The organism is Amycolatopsis silviterrae, from assembly GCF_042684085.1.
GTDB lineage: Bacteria > Actinomycetota > Actinomycetes > Mycobacteriales > Pseudonocardiaceae > Amycolatopsis > Amycolatopsis silviterrae.
The window spans coordinates 22,699-39,836 of record NZ_JBHUKS010000030.1; the positions used below are offsets into that span (position 1 = coordinate 22,699).

At 69.8% G+C, this 17,138-nt stretch carries 10 protein-coding genes; 5 read left to right on the forward strand and 5 right to left on the reverse strand.

Going from position 1 to position 17,138, the window contains the following annotated elements:
- Positions 1–356: 356 nt before the first annotated feature.
- Entirely contained in the window at positions 357–3,623 is a 3,267-nt protein-coding gene (locus tag ACFSVL_RS37350; protein ID WP_378311344.1) for a GH92 family glycosyl hydrolase, read from the forward strand.
- 108 nt (positions 3,624–3,731) lie between these two features.
- On the opposite strand, the gene ACFSVL_RS37355 is transcribed toward ACFSVL_RS37350, so the two are convergent.
- A complete protein-coding gene (locus tag ACFSVL_RS37355) occupies positions 3,732–5,753 on the reverse strand; it encodes a glycosyltransferase (RefSeq protein WP_378311346.1) in 2,022 nt (673 codons plus the stop codon).
- Positions 5,750–6,343, reverse strand: coding sequence for a DUF998 domain-containing protein (locus ACFSVL_RS37360; RefSeq protein ID WP_378311347.1), 594 nt, complete (start codon positions 6,341–6,343; stop codon positions 5,750–5,752). Before ACFSVL_RS37360 ends, ACFSVL_RS37355 begins: the two co-directional genes overlap by 4 nt.
- A gap of 405 nt (positions 6,344–6,748) precedes the next feature.
- Between ACFSVL_RS37360 and ACFSVL_RS37365 the strand changes: the two genes are divergently transcribed.
- Both ACFSVL_RS37365 and ACFSVL_RS37370 read left to right on the forward strand, forming a co-directional pair.
- A complete protein-coding gene (locus ACFSVL_RS37365; protein WP_378311349.1) occupies positions 6,749–7,303 on the forward strand; it encodes an OmpA family protein in 555 nt (184 codons plus the stop codon).
- A complete protein-coding gene (locus ACFSVL_RS37370; protein WP_378311350.1) occupies positions 7,300–8,469 on the forward strand; it encodes a polysaccharide pyruvyl transferase family protein in 1,170 nt (389 codons plus the stop codon). Before ACFSVL_RS37365 ends, ACFSVL_RS37370 begins: the two co-directional genes overlap by 4 nt.
- Here ACFSVL_RS37370 and ACFSVL_RS37375 read toward each other — a convergent pair.
- Entirely contained in the window at positions 8,462–9,778 is a 1,317-nt protein-coding gene (locus ACFSVL_RS37375; protein ID WP_378311352.1) for an MFS transporter, read from the reverse strand. The genes ACFSVL_RS37370 and ACFSVL_RS37375 overlap by 8 nt on opposite strands.
- Positions 9,779–9,956: 178 nt before the next feature.
- Positions 9,957–10,697: an IclR family transcriptional regulator gene (locus tag ACFSVL_RS37380; RefSeq protein WP_378311354.1), complete on the reverse strand. Its 741-nt coding sequence runs from the start codon at positions 10,695–10,697 to the stop codon at positions 9,957–9,959.
- Positions 10,698–10,824: 127 nt separating this feature from the next.
- Between ACFSVL_RS37380 and ACFSVL_RS37385 the strand changes: the two genes are divergently transcribed.
- Positions 10,825–12,006, forward strand: coding sequence for an acyl-CoA dehydrogenase family protein (locus tag ACFSVL_RS37385; protein ID WP_378311356.1), 1,182 nt, complete (start codon positions 10,825–10,827; stop codon positions 12,004–12,006).
- Positions 12,006–13,190 (forward strand): CaiB/BaiF CoA transferase family protein, encoded by a 1,185-nt coding sequence (locus ACFSVL_RS37390; RefSeq protein ID WP_378311358.1) that lies wholly within the window; start codon positions 12,006–12,008, stop codon positions 13,188–13,190. Before ACFSVL_RS37385 ends, ACFSVL_RS37390 begins: the two co-directional genes overlap by 1 nt.
- Positions 13,191–13,247: 57 nt before the next feature.
- Here ACFSVL_RS37390 and ACFSVL_RS37395 read toward each other — a convergent pair whose 3' ends face one another.
- Positions 13,248–17,129: a Pls/PosA family non-ribosomal peptide synthetase gene (locus tag ACFSVL_RS37395; RefSeq protein ID WP_378311359.1), complete on the reverse strand. Its 3,882-nt coding sequence runs from the start codon at positions 17,127–17,129 to the stop codon at positions 13,248–13,250.
- Positions 17,130–17,138: the final 9 nt, after the last annotated feature.

Consider the following 17,138-nt stretch of genomic DNA (forward strand, 5'->3'; position numbering starts at 1 on the left):
CGGGTCGGCGAGCGCGGGGTCGGGTCGTCCGTGAGGGGAACCTTCACGGACTCTGATTCCCTCAGGGTTCCCTTCACGGACCTTCTGCCATGGTCATGCGGGCATCAATCGGGCACTTCGGCGGTTCTGGCGTCCTTTGTGGACGCTCAGCGGGCCGTGGCGTCGCCGCTTAAGGCCGATGTCAGCGGTCTGCCGCCTTCCCCCGGTCACCAGCCGGATCCCCGGCGAGCGGGACGGAACCTGTCCCGTTGTCGGGCTTCTCAAACCCCCGGCGGGGTGACAAGCTGCTCACCAGCCGGTCGCCTGCGTGCCGGTTCGCGTGATGACAACGTTGTCAGCCTGGGAGGTACGCGTCCATGGGGTCGCAGAAGAGACGGATGGCCGCGGTGTTCCTCGCGGCCGGGCTGGTGTCCGGGGTCGTGAACGCCACCGCCGCGAGCGCGGCCCCGGCGGAGGCTGATCCGGTTTCGCTGGTCAATCCGTTCGTCGGCACGCAGAACTTCGGCAACACGTTTCCCGGAGCCAGCGCGCCCTTCGGCATGGTCCAGGTCAGCCCCGACACTGGCGGCCAGGGCGGCTACGACTACCAGCAGAACTCCATCTACGGCTTCAGCCAGACCCACCTCTCCGGCGTCGGCTGCGGCGTCATGGGCGAGCTGCCGGTCATGCCGACCACGGGGGCCGTCGAGTCGGTCGACAAGAACGTCTACAAATCCGAGTACCGCCACGACGACGAGAAGGCCGAGCCCGGCTACTACCGCGTCGGGCTGAAGAAGTACGGCGTCAACGCCGAGCTGACCGCTACCCCGCGTACCGGGTGGCAGCGTTATTCATTTTCATCCGCCGGGCAGGCCAATGTTCTGTTTAACACCGGCCAAGCGAACCAGTCGGTGAAGGATTCCGAAATCCACGTCGTCGGCGACCGGACGCTCGAGGGGCGCGTGCGCGCCGACGGGTTCTGCGCTGGGCACGACGAGCACACCGTCTACTTCACCGCCACTTTCGACCGGCCCTTCGCCTCCTACGGCACCTGGCGCGGCACCACCCGCACCGCCGGCAGCCGGGACGCTTCGGGGACCGGCGGCAACGGCGCGTGGGTCAGCTTCGACGCTGCCGCTGATCACGACGTCGTCCTCAAGGTGGGACTCTCTTACACCGGTCTCGCCGGCGCGCGTGAAAATCTCACAGCGGAAACCGGCGACAGCTACGACTTCGACGCCACCCGCGCCGCGTTGCGGAAGCAGTGGGCGGACCGGCTCGGGGCGATCAAGATCAGCGGTGGCAGCGCCGAACGGCAGACCGCGTTTTACACCTCCCTCTATCACGCGCAGCTGCACCCGAACCTGGCCGGAGACGTCAGCGGCGACTACGCCGGTTTCGACGGCAAGGTGCATCGGGCCAGCGGTTATACGCCGTATCAGAACTTCTCGCTTTGGGACACGTATCGGCCGCAGAACCAGTTGCTTGAGATGCTGGAACCGCAGGTGGCCAGGGATGTCGCGTTGTCGGTGCTGGCGATCGGCCGCGACGGCGGCTGGTTGCCGAGATGGGCGCTGGCGGGCTCCGAGACCAACATCATGACTGGCGATCCAGTGACGCCATTCCTTGTCGAGGCCTGGTCGAAGGGGTTGTTAACCGGTCACGAGGACGAGGCGTATGGGCTGTTAAAGAAGAACGCGACCAGCACGCCGCCTGCTGATTCGCCGTACAACGGGCGCTCGGGCGTGAATTACTACAACGACCGTGGCTACATCCCGAGCGGGCTCGCGCTCGGGAAGGACTGTGCGGACAAGGGCGGCGACAACGACTGCGAGCACCCGACCTCGGCGACGATGGAGTATGCCGCTGCTGACGCCGCGCTCGCGTTAATGGCCAACGGTCTGGGGCACAAGGCCGACGCACGCGTGTTCGCCGATCGCGGCCAGTGGTACCGCAATGTGTGGAACGCCGCCGACAAGCAGTTCCGGCCGCGCACCACGGACGGCACCTGGCTCACGCCGTACGACCCGGTCGACGCCGATCACCAGTTCCACGAGGGCGGTGCGTACCAGTACCAGTGGCTCGTCCCGCAGGATCCGGCAGGACTCACCGAGCTGATGGGCGGCAAGCGGGCCACCGAGAAGCGGCTCGACTCCTTCTTCGCCTACGACAACCTGCTCAAGGACCCGGCGGGAACCGCGCGCAAGGACTGGATCGCCAGCCCGTACGACTATTACGCCAAGGCCACCTACAACCCCAACAACGAACCCGACCTCCTGTCGCCCTACATGTACAACTGGGTCGGCGCGCCGGCGAAAGCCGCGACGGTCGTCCGCGCGGCGATGACGTTGTTCACCACCGGCCCGGACGGCATGACCGGCAACGACGACCTCGGCACGATGTCCGCCTGGTACGTCTTCTCGTCGCTCGGCCTGTACCCGACGATGAGCGGCGCGAACTTCCTCGCCGTGTCGAGCCCGCAGTTCGAATCGGCGACTGTCCGGATCGGACAGTACGAGGGCAAGCAGGGCGGCACGCTCACGGTCACCGCACCGGGCGCGAGCGACACGAACCGTTACGTGCAAAGCGTTTCGCTCAACGGCCGGGACGTCCGGCAGACCTGGCTCGACTGGTCCACGGTCGCGCACGGCGGAAAGCTCGCCTATCAGGTCGGCGCGAAGCCGTCACGCTGGGGTACGCAGCCGGGCACGGAACCGCCGTCGGTGAACAAGGCCTCGGGTGATCTCCGGCGGCATGTGGACGCGACGCTCCGTCCTAGTTCCGTAGTACTGCCACAGCAATCCGCGGCGCAGACTGTCCACTTGAACCTCGACGTGCTCGGGCAGAATCCCGGTGCCCAGCCGGTCTTCGTGACTGCGTCGGCACCGTCCGGCTGGCGAGTGCAGACCGAACCGTTGCAGCTGCTGTGGTCCTTCCGGCTGCCGACGCAGAAGACCGCACCAATCACGGTAACCGTTCCGAAAGACACTCCAGTCGGGACGTATTCGGTGCAGGTCAAGGCATCTGGTCCGGGAGCGAACACCGTCACCCGCGCCGCGAGCATTGAGGTCCGTGAACCGACGGTGTGCGCGACGACGTCCGGAACGCAGTGCGCCGTCGATCTCGGCCACGACCGCAACCACGACGGCACCGCCACTGTCGCCGCGTCCGCGGAAGGCAACTTCGACGGCAGCGGCTGGAGCTACGACGCCGCACTCATGCCGCCAGCCGGAACGTTCGTCCACAACGGAGTAACCTACGCCGCGCCAGATCCTAACGGGACAGTGTCGAATTTCGTGGAAGCACGCGGGCAATCGTTGCTGCTGCCCGCTGGAAAGCATCAAGCGGTCCAGGTGATCGGCTCGTCGCACAACGGGCCGGTGTCCACCTCGCTCACCGTGCACTACAGTGACGGATCGAGCGCGGACCTCCCGGTGACGTTCGGCGACTGGGCCGGTTCGACGCCGTCCGGCACGACTGTCGTGCTGGACATGGCGCATCGCATCAAGGCGGGCAGCGGTGTCGACGGGCCGCCGGTGCGGCTGTTCGGCATGAACTCCACAGTGGACAGCGGCAAGACCGTCCAGTCGGTGAGCCTGCCGAACGACCCGCGAGTCCAGCTTTACGCGATCACTCTCGCGTAAAGCCTGGCCGGGTTCGCCGGATCCCTCCCCTCGTCCGGCGAACCCGGCCACCCCCCAGCCCCCCCAGCCTCCAAGACTCAAGCCCCAGTCCCCAGCACCCCGGCAGTCTCAGGCAGCCTGCCCCGCGGGCATCGCCGCGACCCTGCCCATCGCTTCGGCATAGCAAGCCTCGAAAGAATCCAAAGTGGACTCCAGCGCGTGCCCGGCGATCATCTTGCCGCTCGCCGCCCCCATCCGCGCCAGCGTCGCCGGGTCGGCGAGGACCGCACGCAGCCGCTCGGCCAGCTCGCCCACGTTGCCCGGTTCGAAAAGCCAGCCGTTGTATCCCGGACGGCACAGGTGCGGCAGCGCCATCGCGTCCGCGACCACCACCGGCTTCCCAGCCGCCATCGCCTCCATCGTCGCGAGGCTCTGCAGTTCGGCGATTCCCGGCATGCAGAACAGATCCGCGGCCGCGTAGGCGTCCAGCAAGTCCTCTTCGGACACAAACCCGCGGAACCGCACCCGGTCGGCGATACCAAGTTCGCCCGCGAGTTTTTCCCATTCCGCCCGGCAAGAACCGTCACCGACGATTTCCGCGCGCAGTCCGGGCACGAGTGCGACCGCGCGCAACAGCTGATCCACGCGCTTCTCCTCGTCAAGCCGTCCGACGAACAACACCGTCGGATCGTCGGACGACCGCGAAACCTCGCGCAACCGGTAGCGGTCGATGTCGATCCCGCAAGAGACCGCGACCGCTCGACGATGGAAACCGTTGTCGTGCAACAGTTCCACCGCACGTGGCGTCGGCGCGGTGACCACGCGGGCCGACGAGAAGACTCGCGTCAGGTCGCGCCACGCCCACCGCGAAGCCGCGCCGCGCAGCCACGTCGGCACCCGCACGTGGCCGAACAGGTTCTCCGGCATGAAGTGGTTCGTCGCCACCCCCGGCACGCCCATCGCGGCGGCGTGCTTCAGGACGTACCGGCCGACCACGAAATGCGCCTGGACGTGCACGAGATCCGGACGCAGCTCGTCCAGCAGCGCCGCGACGTCCTTGCTCACTTCCCACGGCAGGCCGATCCGGAAGGTCCGGTGGAACGGGGTGCGATGCGACCGGACGCGGTGCACCGTGACGTCGCCGTCTCTTTCGGTGCGCGCCGGGCCCTCCGGGTCGACAGTGATCACGTGCACCTCGTGCCCGCGGCCGGCGAGGCCGGTCGACAGCCGGTACGCGAACTGCGCCGCGCCGTTGACGTCCGGCGGATAGGTTTCGGCGGCGACCACGATGCGCAAAGCCCGGTCGTCGTTCACAGGATGCTCCGATCTGGTGGAGTGGACAGGAGAAGATTTGCTGCGGCTCAGCACCGCGACGCCGCCGACCGCCAGCACCGCGGCGGTCAGCGCGACCGCGGTCGCCGTCGCGTCGAGGTGGGTGGCTTCGCCGAGCACGCCGGCCCCGAGACCCACCGCGACCAGCGGATCCACGACCGTCAGGCAGGCGACGGCGAGATGCGGCGGACCGCACCGGTAGGACAACTGCACGAGCCAGCCACCGGCCAGCAGCGCCGCCGCCATCGCGGCGACCGACACCGCCGTGCCGAAGTCGACGGTGCCCTCGCGTACTTCGAGGGCGACCGCTCGCATCAGCACCGAAACGAAGCCGTAGGCAGCACCGCCGGCGGCGCCGAAACACAGCCCGCGGATCGACGGACGAGAGGAAATCGCGCCGATCAACGTCAGCAGCGCCACGGCCCCCAGCACCAGCAATGCCGCCCGCACCTGGGCATCGGCACTGACTTCGGTGCTCGTGGTGCTGCCCGCGGCGACGGTCACGAACGTCCCGACGCCGAGCATGGTGACCGCGACCGCGGGCAGGTCCCGCCGTCGCCGGTCGAGAATCGCGGTGATCGCGACGGCGATGACCCCGACCGGCTGTACGACGGTCAGCGGAGCCATGCCCAGCGCGATCGCGTGCACGCCCGCCCCCGAACCCAGCAGCGCCAGACCGCCGAGCCAGCGCGGCGCCCGGATCAGCTCCCCGATCCGCGGCCGACCAGGCAGTCCAGTGACCACCCGGTGCTGCAAAAGCGCGCCCACGGAAAAGAAAACCGCGCCGAGCGCGGCGAGCAGAATGGCGAAGACCGTCATGCGGGCACCTCGGCTCGCGCCGTCGCGGTGAGAGCGAAAAGCTGTGCGTAGAGCAGGGCGTACAACACGCGTTCGAACAACCCCAGAAACTCGGGCACGGACTGCTCCAGCAAGGGCAAGTGCGCCAGCAGAAACGCGAGCGAAGCGGCCCCGGACGCCAGGGAAAGCCAGCGCACCGCCTTCGCTTCCGGCCGCCGGCGCGCCAGCAACCATCCCGCCAACGGCAGGCACACGAACATCGCCGCGCCGGCATATCGGTGCACCGCACCGGAAAACGACGTCTCCACCCCGGTCGGATCGGTGGGGAAGAACGTCGCGACGACCAATCCGGCCGACCACAACGCGATCAGCACCGACTCCGGGCTGCCCTTCGGCAACCCCTGTTTGAGCAGGGCGTGCCGCACCGCCAGCGACGCCGCCGCCAGCCCGAGCGACGCGGCCGCGAGCAGCACCGCCCCGCCCGGCGGGAAGACGTAATCGCTGATCACGTCGCGGACCGGGTCGATCTCGCCCGCCACCACGTGCAACAGGAGGATCGGCACCAGCGAAAGAGCTAAGGCGGCACCGGCGAGCACCGGTGCGGTCGCCATGGGCTTCCGCGTTATGAGGGTCACATCGCTCAGCATGCTGGCGGCTGTGACCGCTCGACATCGGGGAACACCCTGAGATGCACCCCTGGAATCCGCAGCGGTCCGACTCCGGAACAGAGCGGACGCGCGCCTCCGGTTCACCGCCGGGCGAACCGCCTAAGCCGGGCTGAATAGGGCGTTATACATCAGCCGGAGAAGCCGCCCGAACTGTCCTTTGTGGACTCAACGGGTCCCTCACCCGGGTGGATGTCGGTTCCGGCGAGCGAAGCCGCGAGCCGCCGCCCGCCCTGCTGACGGCGCGAAACCGCGCGGCTGCTCGGACCTGCGGCCGGGTGAGCCGCGGTTGCCGCCGCACTGACCCCGTGGTCAGATCCCGGCGAACCCAGCCGAAGGAGCGCAATTCTCATGCAGAGGGCACTCGTCAAGGCGGTCGTCGGGGCCGCAGCTGTCATCGCCCTGGTCAGCGCGTGCGGGTCGGGCGGATCGAACGACTCGTCCGGGTCCGGCGCGTCCGGGCAGAACACCGCGCAGTCCAGCGGGGCCGGCCAGTCCGGCGACGCCGGGCAGAACGGCGCGTCCGGCCAGAACGGAGCGGACGGCGCGAACGGGCAGAACGGCCCGGCCGCACAGCAGGTCACCGCCGCGATCCAGCAGGCCGCGCAGGCCTCGCCGATCAAGTTCGAGCCGGAGAAGGCGGAACTCACCGCCAAGGCCAAGGAAGGCCTCGCCGCGATCGCGAAAGCCATGCAGGGCAACGATGTCAAGCTGAAGGTCGAAACCCACGCCGGCTACCCGGACGCGGAAAAGGCGAAGAAGCTTTCCGAAGAGCGCGCGCAGGCGATCACGACCGCGCTCGAGGGCGACGGCGTCGCCAAGGACCGCGTGCAGGCCGAGCCGAGCGGCAGCGAAAAGGCGCAGGGCGAACAGGCGTTGGACACGCAGCTCAGCGTCGCTTCGTGACCCGTGCCCCTGCTCCCCGCCGGCACTATCTGGTCGGGCCGAGCGGGTATCCGAACTTCGGCGACGAACTGATCGCCGCGGCCTGGATCCGCCGCTTGGCCCGCACCGAACCGGACGCCGAGGTCTGGCTCGACACGCATTCGCCGGGACCGGCCCAGCATTTGTTCGGCGACCTGCACCCGCGGCTGCGCTGCACCGACACTTTGTGGCGGCTGTGCGGCGAAGCCCCGTCGGATGATCCGTGGGAAGTCGCGTCCTGGGTGCAAAGCGCGGTGCACGACCCTGGTCGCGCGCCGCGCTGGGACGCGGGGATCGAATTGCTCGGCCGGCTCGACGTCGTGCATTTGATCGGCGGCGGCTACGTCAACGCGTTGTGGCCGCGGCACCTCGGCTTGGTCGCCGGGGCGGCCGCGGCCGCACAGCGTTCCGGCGCGCGCTCGGCGATGACCGGACAGGGTTTCGTCCCGTTCCCGCCGGGCGCCGCCGGACTGCTGCGCGCGCTCGCCGAACGGTTCGACGTCGTCGACGTCCGCGACGATCCTTCCGCCGAACTCCTGCACGGGGTCGCGGCTGTCGAACGGACCTGTGACGACGTCTTTCTCGACCCGCATCCGCCGACGACACCGACGTCGCGCGAGTTCGTCCTTTGTGTACAGTCCGACATCGGCACCGAGCCGACGTCCGTGCTCGCCGCGCAGGTGCTCGACTTGGTGCGCGCGTGGCGACTGCCGCCGGGCGAACTCGCGGTGGTGGAAGGGATTCCGCGCGTCGACCGCGAGGTTTTCGCGTTGCTGGAACACGAACTCCCGGGCGCGGAGTTCCACCCGTTCCGCGACGTGTGGCATCGCGGCCTGCCGCTCGCGCCCGGGCAGACGTGGCTCTCCAGCCGCTTCCACCTGCATCTGGTCGCCGCCGCGGCGGGGGCGACCGGCGTGGCTTTCGACGTTTCGCCGGAGTACTACACCACGAAACACCGGAGCCTCATCGAACTCGGTTCCGGGTGGACGCTCGTGGCGGCCGGGGCCGAGAAACCGCCGGAACGTCCGTCCGGCAACGGGTTTCCGGCCCACGTCCTGCATCACTGCGCGAACCTGAAGCGCTCGGTCGCCGATGCCGTCTATGGCGCTGCCCTGCCGAAGACCCGTCGGTGGCCGCGGCTCAGTTGAGTGCGCTGCGGCTCTGATCGGCCAGCGCGCCGATCCCGATGCACAGCGCACCCGCGACGAACAGCAGGGAAACGCCCCAGGTCGCGTGCGTCGCGGATGCCTCCACAATGGCCAGTGCGGCCAGCGGCGCGAGCCCGCCGGACACCGCTCCCCCGACCTCGCGCCCGGTGCCGAGGCCGGTCGATCGGACCTCTGCCGGGAACTGCTTGGCCAGGAACGCGCCTTGCGCCGACAGCATCGCCGGCACCACGATGCCGGTCGCGATCACCAGGCCGAGCCAGATGAACCAGCTGGTTCCGGTGTCCAGCAGCCAGAAGAACGGGAACGCCAGCAGCCCGGTCGCCACCGCTCCGGCGACCACGACCTTTTTCGCTCCGACGCGGTCGCTGATCCAGCCGGCGATCGGCACCGTCACGATCGCCACCCCGCTCGCGATGCTGATCCCCAGTGCGCCGATATTCGCCGGGACACCGCGGAAATTCGTCAGATAGGCGAGCGAGAACGTCTTGAACACATAGCTGACGCCGTTGTAGCCGATGGTGATCACCATGACCACGGCCAGCGCACGCCAATCGCTGCGGAACAGCTTCACCAGCGGCCGGTTCGCCCATCCGCGCGGGCGGTTTTCCTTGCGCTGCACCATCTTCTCGAACTCCGGCGTTTCCGGCACCCGGCGGCGCACCCACAGTCCGACGCCGACCAGCAGGAAACTCGCCAGGAACGGGATCCGCCAGCCGAAGCCGTGCAGGAATTCCTTGTCCAAAGTGGTCAGTCCGGCGACGGCCAGCGACGAAACGAGCAGCCCGACGTTCACGCCCAGCGCGGGCCACGAACCCTGCCGCCCGCGTTTGCGCGGATCCGCGTGCTCATAAGCGACCGCGATCGCGCCGCCGAATTCCGCGCCCGCGCCGAGCCCTTGCAACAGCCGCAGCACCACGAGCAGCACCGGCGCGAGCAGCCCGGCGCTCGCGTAGCTGGGCAGCAGCCCGATTCCCGCCGAGGAAACGCCCATCAGCACGAACGTCCAGGACAGCACCTTTTTCCGGCCGATCCGGTCGCCGAGCGCGCCGAACACGATGCCGCCGATCGGCCGGGCCAGGAAGCCGACGGCGAAGGTCGCGACCGAGGCCATCGTCGCGGTCGCGTCGTTGCCCGGCGGGAAGAAGACGTGCCCGAACACCAGCGCGGCCATCGACGCGTAGAGGTAGAAGTCGAACCACTCGAGCGCGGAGCCGACGACCACCGCCACCCCGACTCCGCGCGGGGCTTTCCGGGTCGTGCCAACGCTGTCGTTCACCACACTGGGCATGGTCCTGCTCTCCGGAACTGGGGCACAGGCGAGCGGAAGCCAGCCGGCGCGCGCCGTTGCGTGCGTATTTGAGAACGCTTGATGCGTATATCCGGATGCTAAGAGACCGCCGACACACCGGTCAAGGGTGTCGTGAGTGTTGATCACGGTTCTCACCGCGATCGGCGCGCACGAGCGTTCAGCTTTGGCGCGCGGCTTCCCAGCGCTGGACGACCGCCGCCGTGATGCCGGCCAGTGCGTCGCCGATCTCGGGCAGCCGTCCGGAAATCCGCGTGGTCGGGCCCGCGACCGCGATCGCCGCGACGACCTCCCCGTCGACCAGGATCGGCCGGGCCGCCGCGCTCACGTCGGGCAGCGTTTCGCCGCGGTTGAGCGCGACCCCCTCGGCGCGGACGGTCTCGAGTTCGGCCATCGCGGCCTGCACGCGGTCGGCATCGGGAAGCACGGACTTCAGATACGCCTCGCGGCGGCGCGCCGACCAGTGCGCGAGGAAGATCTTGCCCGCGCTCGGCGGGTAGAGCGGCCGCCGGGTGCGCAGCGGCGCGGAGTACCGGATCGGCTGCTCGGACTCGACCGCGTCCACGTAGATCAGCGAATCGCCGACCGCGGCGCCGAGCATCACCGTCTCGCCGAAGCGGCGGCGCAGTTCCTCCAGCGCGGGCCGGGCCGCGGTCGCGATGCCGGGCAGGCCGCCGGTGAGCAGGTTTCCCAGCGCGGGGCCGAGGCGGTACGTGCCGTCCGCCTCGATCAGGTATCCGGTCGACACCAGGCCCTTGACCAGGCCGAACACCGAGGATTTCGGCGCGTCGAGGGCGACCGACAGCTCGTGCAGCCGCATCCCGGGCTGGCGCGCGACGCACTCCAGGATGCTCGTGACGCGCCCGACCGTCCGGTGGGCCTTGGCGGTCGATTCGGGCACGGCGGCCTCCCCTGCGTTCGTAGATACGAACCCTATCGCGACATCCGCCCCGGACGGCGCTTGACCCGGAGCGCGCGCCGTCTTACGTTGGACGTATATCCGAACTTGGCGTTCTCATATACGCACGATGGAGAGCAGCACTGTGGACTTCCAGCTGACCCGAGACCAGGAGGACATCCGGCGCGCCGTCCGCGACCTGGCCGCCCGGTTCCCCGACGAGTACTGGGCGGAGCGCGACGAACGCGCCGAGTTCCCGCGCGAGTTCTACGACGCGTTCGCCTCGGCGGGCTGGCTCGGCATGGCGATCCCGGAGCAGTACGGCGGCGGCGGGCTCGGCATCCTCGAAGCCGCGCTGCTGCTGGAAGAGGTGGCCGCGTCCGGGGCCGGGATGAACGGGTGCAGCACGATGCACCTGACGATCTTCGGGCTCAACACGATCGTCAAGCACGGCAGCGAGGAAATGCGCCAGGCGATCCTGCCCGGCGCGGTCGACGGTTCGCTGCACGTCTGCTTCGGCGTGACCGAACCGGATGCGGGCACCGACACCACGCGGATCTCCACCTTCGCCCGGCGCGACGGCGATTCCTACGTGGTGCACGGCCGGAAGGTCTGGATCACCAAGGCGGGCCAGTCGCAGAAGATGGTGCTGATCGCCCGCACCACCCCCCGCGACGAGGTGGAGAAGCCGACCGACGGCATGTCCCTGTTCGTCGTGGACATCGAGTCCGACGCCGTGCAGCTGCGCGCGATCCCCAAGCTCGGCCGCAACGCGGTGTCGTCCTACGAGGTGCTCATCGACGGCCTGCGGGTGCCGGAATCGGCGCGCGTCGGCGAGGAGGGCAAGGGCTTCCGGTACCTGCTCGACGGGCTCAACCCGGAACGCATCCTGCTCGCCCACGAAGCGCTCGGCATCGGCCGGGCGGCGCTGCGGCGGGCCGTGCGGTACGCCGGGGAACGGCAGGTGTTCGGCCGTCCGATCGGGCAGAACCAGGGGCTCGCGTTCCCCCTGGCCGAGGCCGCGACCCGGCTCGACGCGGCGGAGCTGATGGCGCGCAACGCCGCCTGGCGCTACGACAACGGCCTGCCGGCCGGCAAAGAAGCGAACATGGCGAAGTGGCTGTGCGCGGACGCCGGGTTCCAGGCCGCCGACCAGGCGATCCAGACCCACGGCGGGATGGGGTACGCGCGGGAGTACCACGTCGAACGGTACTTCCGGGAGGCGCGGCTGCTGCGGCTCGCGCCGATCAGCCAGGAAATGGTGCTGAACTACGTGTCCCAGCACGTGCTCGGGCTGCCGAGGTCGTACTGATGGGCGCGCTCGACGGGCTGCGGGTGCTGGACCTTTCGCGGGTGCTGGCCGGGCCGTACTGCACGCAGATGCTGGCCGACCACGGCGCCGAGGTGGTGAAGGTCGAATCGCCGTCGGGCGACGAGACGCGGGGCTGGGGCCCGCCGTTCCTCGCCGAAGGGACCAGCGCGTACTACGCGAATCTCAACCGGGGCAAGAAGAACATCGTGCTCGATCTGTCCGGTCCGGACGGTCGGGAGCTGCTCGGCACGCTGCTGGCGGGCGCGGACGTGGTGGTGGAGAACTTCAAGGCGGGCACGCTCGCGCGCTGGGGCTGGCCGGACGAGACGATCCGGGCGGCGTATCCGGCGCTGATCCATTGCCGGATCACGGGTTTCGGCACCGACGGGCCGCTCGGCGGGCTGCCCGGGTACGACGCGGTGCTGCAGGCGTACGGCGGGCTGATGAGCGTGAACGGCGAGGCCGACGGGCCGCCGTTGCGGATCGGGGTGCCGGTCGTCGACGTGGTGACCGGGGTGCTCGGGTTCTCCGGGATCCTGCTGGCGCTGCACGAGCGGGAGCGGTCCGGGCTCGGGCAGCTGGTGGATTGTTCATTGCTGGACACGGTGATCAGCCTGCTGCATCCGCATTCCGCGGCCTGGCTCGCGGACGGCGCGGTGCCTCGGCGGACGGGTTCGGCGCATCCGTCGATCGCGCCGTACGAGACTTTTTCGACGGCGGACGGGCTGTTCTTCGTAGGCGCGGGGAACGACCGGCAGTTCGCGGCGCTGGCCGAGGTGCTTGGCGCGCCTGGGCTGGCTGCCGATCCGCGGTTCGCGTCCAATGCCGACCGGGTGAGCAATGTGGACGCGTTGCGGGCCGAGCTGAGTGTGCTGATTGGACAGTACAAACGGGACTCGCTGACGCAGCTGTTGCTGGCCAAGGGAGTTCCGGCTTCTCCGGTGCACGACCTCGCGGAGGCGATGAACGCTCCACAGGTGCGGCATCGGGAGATGGTGGTGGAGCGGGACGGATATCGCGGGGTCGGGGTGCCGGTGAAGCTCGGGCGTACGCCGGGTTGCGCTGCGGAATCGCCTCGGGCTCCGGGGGCGGATACCCGGGAAGTGCTTGCGGCGGCGGGGCTGTCCGGCGAGGAGGTGGAGGGGGCGCTGGCCAAAGGGGCGGCGTATACCCGGCTTCCGTAGGTGGTGGTCGTGAGTGTTTATCCCGGTTCTAACCGGGATAAACACTCACGACCCCGCTCACCGCCAGGGCCGGACTGGGGTGCCCCGCCACCTCGTCCGCGCGGGCACCGTCTCCCCCGCCATCACCAGCGACCCCGACCCCACCGTCGCCCCTTCCGAAATCCCGCTGCCCGGCAGCTGGAACGCACGCGGGCCCAGCGTCGCGCCATGGCCGAGACGGACCGGGTCCAGCCGCATGACGCGGTCGTGGAACAGGTGTGTCTGCAGTACGCAACCGCGGTTCACGACCGCACCGTCGCCGAGATGGACGAGGTCCGTTTCGGGCAGCCAGTAGCTCTCGCACCACACGCCGCGTCCGATGCGGGCACCGAGCGTCCGCAGCCACCAGTTCAGCACCGGCGTGCCAAGGAACGACCCGGCGAACCACGGGACGGCGAGCGTCTCGACGAAGGTGTCGTACAGCTCGTTCCGCCACACGAACGCGCTCCACAGTGGATGCCGGCCCGGCTGGAATCGGCCGACCAGCGTCCATTTCGCCAGCGTCGTCAGCAGTGCGGCGACGAGACCGGCCGACACGAACACCGCGGGCGCGAGGGCAGCGGCGACCCAGAAGCCGTCCGCGATGTCCACTCCGGACAGAACTGCGGTCACCGCGAGTCCGAGCAGGCCCGCGATCAGCAGCGGCGCGATCCGGAAGGACTCGACCACCGCGCGCGCCACCTTCAACCGGCGTGGCGGCGCGAACGTGCGGGCGGGGTCGACGGTGTCGGCGGTACGGCGCAGCTCCAGCGCCGGGCGGCCGAGCCAGGAAGTGCCTTCGGGAACGTCGGCCGGGGTGTCAGACAGGACGCCGACGAGCGCGCCGGAGCCGAGTGTCCGATCTGGACCGACGACGGCGGAGTTGCCGACGAAGGCGCGTTCGCCGACTTCGGAAACGCCTAGCCGGACCCAGCCGCGGTCCAGTTCGTACGGGGCAGCGAGGACGTCATCGGCGAGAAACGCTCCGTCTCGCACGCGCAGCAGCGACGGCAGACTGAGCACAGTGGACAGTTCGACGTCGCGGCCGATCCGCGCGCCCAGCAGCCGCATCCAGACCGGGGTCGCCAGCGCCGCGTAGAGCGGGAACAGCTGCCGCCGGGCGATTTCGAGCAGTTCGTGCACGAACCAGGCTGCCCAGCCCGCGCGGCTCAGCACCGGATAGGTGCCCGGTCGCACGGCGAGGCTGGCCAGCCGGACGAGGACGACGATTGTCAAGGCGTACAAGACAATTACGCCGAATACGAGCAGCGGTGTCCACGGCAGGATGGCCAGCGCGGCGCTGCGGGGGTCGTCTGCCGTCGGGATCAGCAGCAGCGCGACGACGATCAACGGGATCGCGGACACGAACATGAAGACCGACCGCAGCGTCCCGCCGAGCGCGAAGGCCAGCGAGTATCGCTTCGCCCGCGGTGCAGCTTCGGTGGGCCGCGAAGGACGTTCCCCGGACGGGCCGGCCGGGGAACCGCCCCAGATCGCACCGTCTGGCACGCGGGTGTCGAGCGTCGAGCCCGGCAGCAGTACCGCTCCGGTGCCGAGATCCGTGCCCGGCAACAAGGTGCTGCGGCCGCCGACCCGGGCCCCGGCACCGACTCGGACGCGGCCGATCCGCAGTACCGAGCCGTCCAGCCACCAGCCGACCAGGTCCGCCTCGGGCTCGATCGCGCAGCCGTCGCCGAAGTCGGCGAGGCCGCTGATCGGCGGCGGCGAGTGCAGATCGACCCCATGCCCGACGCGATTGCCGAGCAACCGGGCGTACGGCGCGGCGAGTGGTGTTCCGGCGACGCCCGGTGGGCCGACCACGGCAGCGAACCGTTCGGCCGTCCACAGTCGCATGTGGACAATGCCGCCCCGGCGGTACTCCCCCGGCGCAAGCTTTCCGCGCAGCAACCGCACACCGCCTGCGGCAAGGAGCATCCGTCCGGGCGGGCTCAGCAGCACCAGCCACGCTGGCACCAGGACCCACCACGACATCCTCGGCAGCCATTGCACTGGCAGCACCAGCGAGACCAGCGCCCCGAGCAGCGAAACCGAAAGCAGCCACCGCATTCCGGAGAGCGCCAGCAAAACCAGCTGCACCCCGGCCTGCCACCATCCGCTGCCGCGCACCGCTGCGGCTTGCGACTCCACCGCGACGGTTTCGACCGGCGCTCCGTCGAGTCGCTCGTAGAGTGCACGCGGCGTCGGGCAGGAGTACACATCGGACACTGCCGCGCCCGGATACCGTTCGCGCAGCACGGAAACGAGCCTCGCAGCCGTGACACTCGAACCGCCGAGGTCGAAGAAGTCGTCGTCCGGCCCAGCGGCGGTTCCCAGGTGTTCGGTCCACACCTGCAACAGCCACGCCAGCTTCGGATCGGACGGCACCACCGGAGCGGTGGACGGTTCCTCCAGCGGCCACGGCAGCGCGTCGCGGTCGAGTTTGCCGGACGCACGCACCGGCAGATCCGGCACCAACGCCAGTCGTGGCACCAAAGCCGCCGGAAGCCGGTCCCGCAGCAGACCGCGCGCCGCCGTACGATCGAGACTCTCGCCCTCCGGCACCACGTAGCCGACCAGCACCTGCGCGCCGCTGTCCGTGCGACGCACCACCGTCGCCGCCGCGGCCACGCCCGGCAGCGCCCGCAGCGCGGCGTCGATCTCGCCCAGTTCGACGCGCCGTCCGCCGATCTTGACCTGGCCGTCCGCGCGGCCGACGAACTCCAGCCCCTCCGGCACCGCGCGCACCAGGTCACCGCTGCGGTACGCGCGGCTCCAGCCGAGCCCCGGCAGCGGCACGAACTTCTGGGCGTCCTTCGCCGCGTCGAGGTAGCGGGCGAGCCCGGCCCCGCCGATCACCAGCTCGCCGTTGCGGCCCCACGGCACCGGGATGCCCGCCGGGTCGTCGGGGTCCACGACCGCGAGTTCCCAGCCGTCGAGCGGCAGCCCGATCCGCACCGGCTCGCCCGCGCGCAGCCGCTGCGCACACGCGACAACGGTGGTTTCCGTTGGGCCGTAAGTGTTCCAGATTTCCCTTTTGCCGTCGTCGAAGCGCGTCACCACCTCCGGCGGGCACGCTTCGCCGCCGAGGATGAGCAGCCGGACGCCGGCCAGAGTGTCCACTGGCCACAGTGCGGCGAGCGTCGGCACCGTCGACACGACCGTCACGCCGCGCTCCACCAGCCACGGCCCGAGGTCGGCGCCCGCGCGGACGAGCGAGCGCGGAGCCGGGACGAGGCACGCGCCGTGCCGCCAGGCCAGCCACATTTCCTCGCACGACGCGTCAAACGCGACACTCAGCCCAGCCAGCACGCGATCGCCCGGCCCGAGCGGCCGCGCGGCGCAGAACAACCGGGCCTCAGCGTCCACAAAGGCCGCTGCCGCGCGATGGGTGACCGCGACGCCCTTCGGCTTGCCGGTGGAGCCGGAGGTGAAGATGATCCAGGCGTCGTCCTGCGGCTGCGGACGGACCCGTGGCCACTGCGGCCCGTGCGACGGCGGCAATCCCGCATCGCTCAGCACCAAGCTCACCTGGGCTTCGGTCCACACTGTCTCGGCGCGGTCGGCCGGATCGTCGGCGTCGACCGGAACGTAGGCCGCGCCGGTGGCGAGAACGGCGAGAATGCTGCGGTACAGCGCCGCCGTACCGGACGTCATCCGGATGCCGACCCGGTCGCCCGGCACGACCCCGGCGGCGCGCAGGCGTCCGGCGAGTTCTTCGACCTGGGCGGCGAAATCGCGGTACGTCGCTTTTTCGGTTCCATCGTCAAGCGCGAGCGCGTCCGGGTGCTGGCGCACCGTTTCGGCGAAAATGTCGTAAAGCGTGCGCGTGGCGGGAGCCGGGCCTGCCCGGTAAACCGCCGTCGACTCTTCGGCGAGTCCGTCGGGCGCGACTGAGCGCGTCCGATCCGCGTCCAGCGTCACAGGAAAACC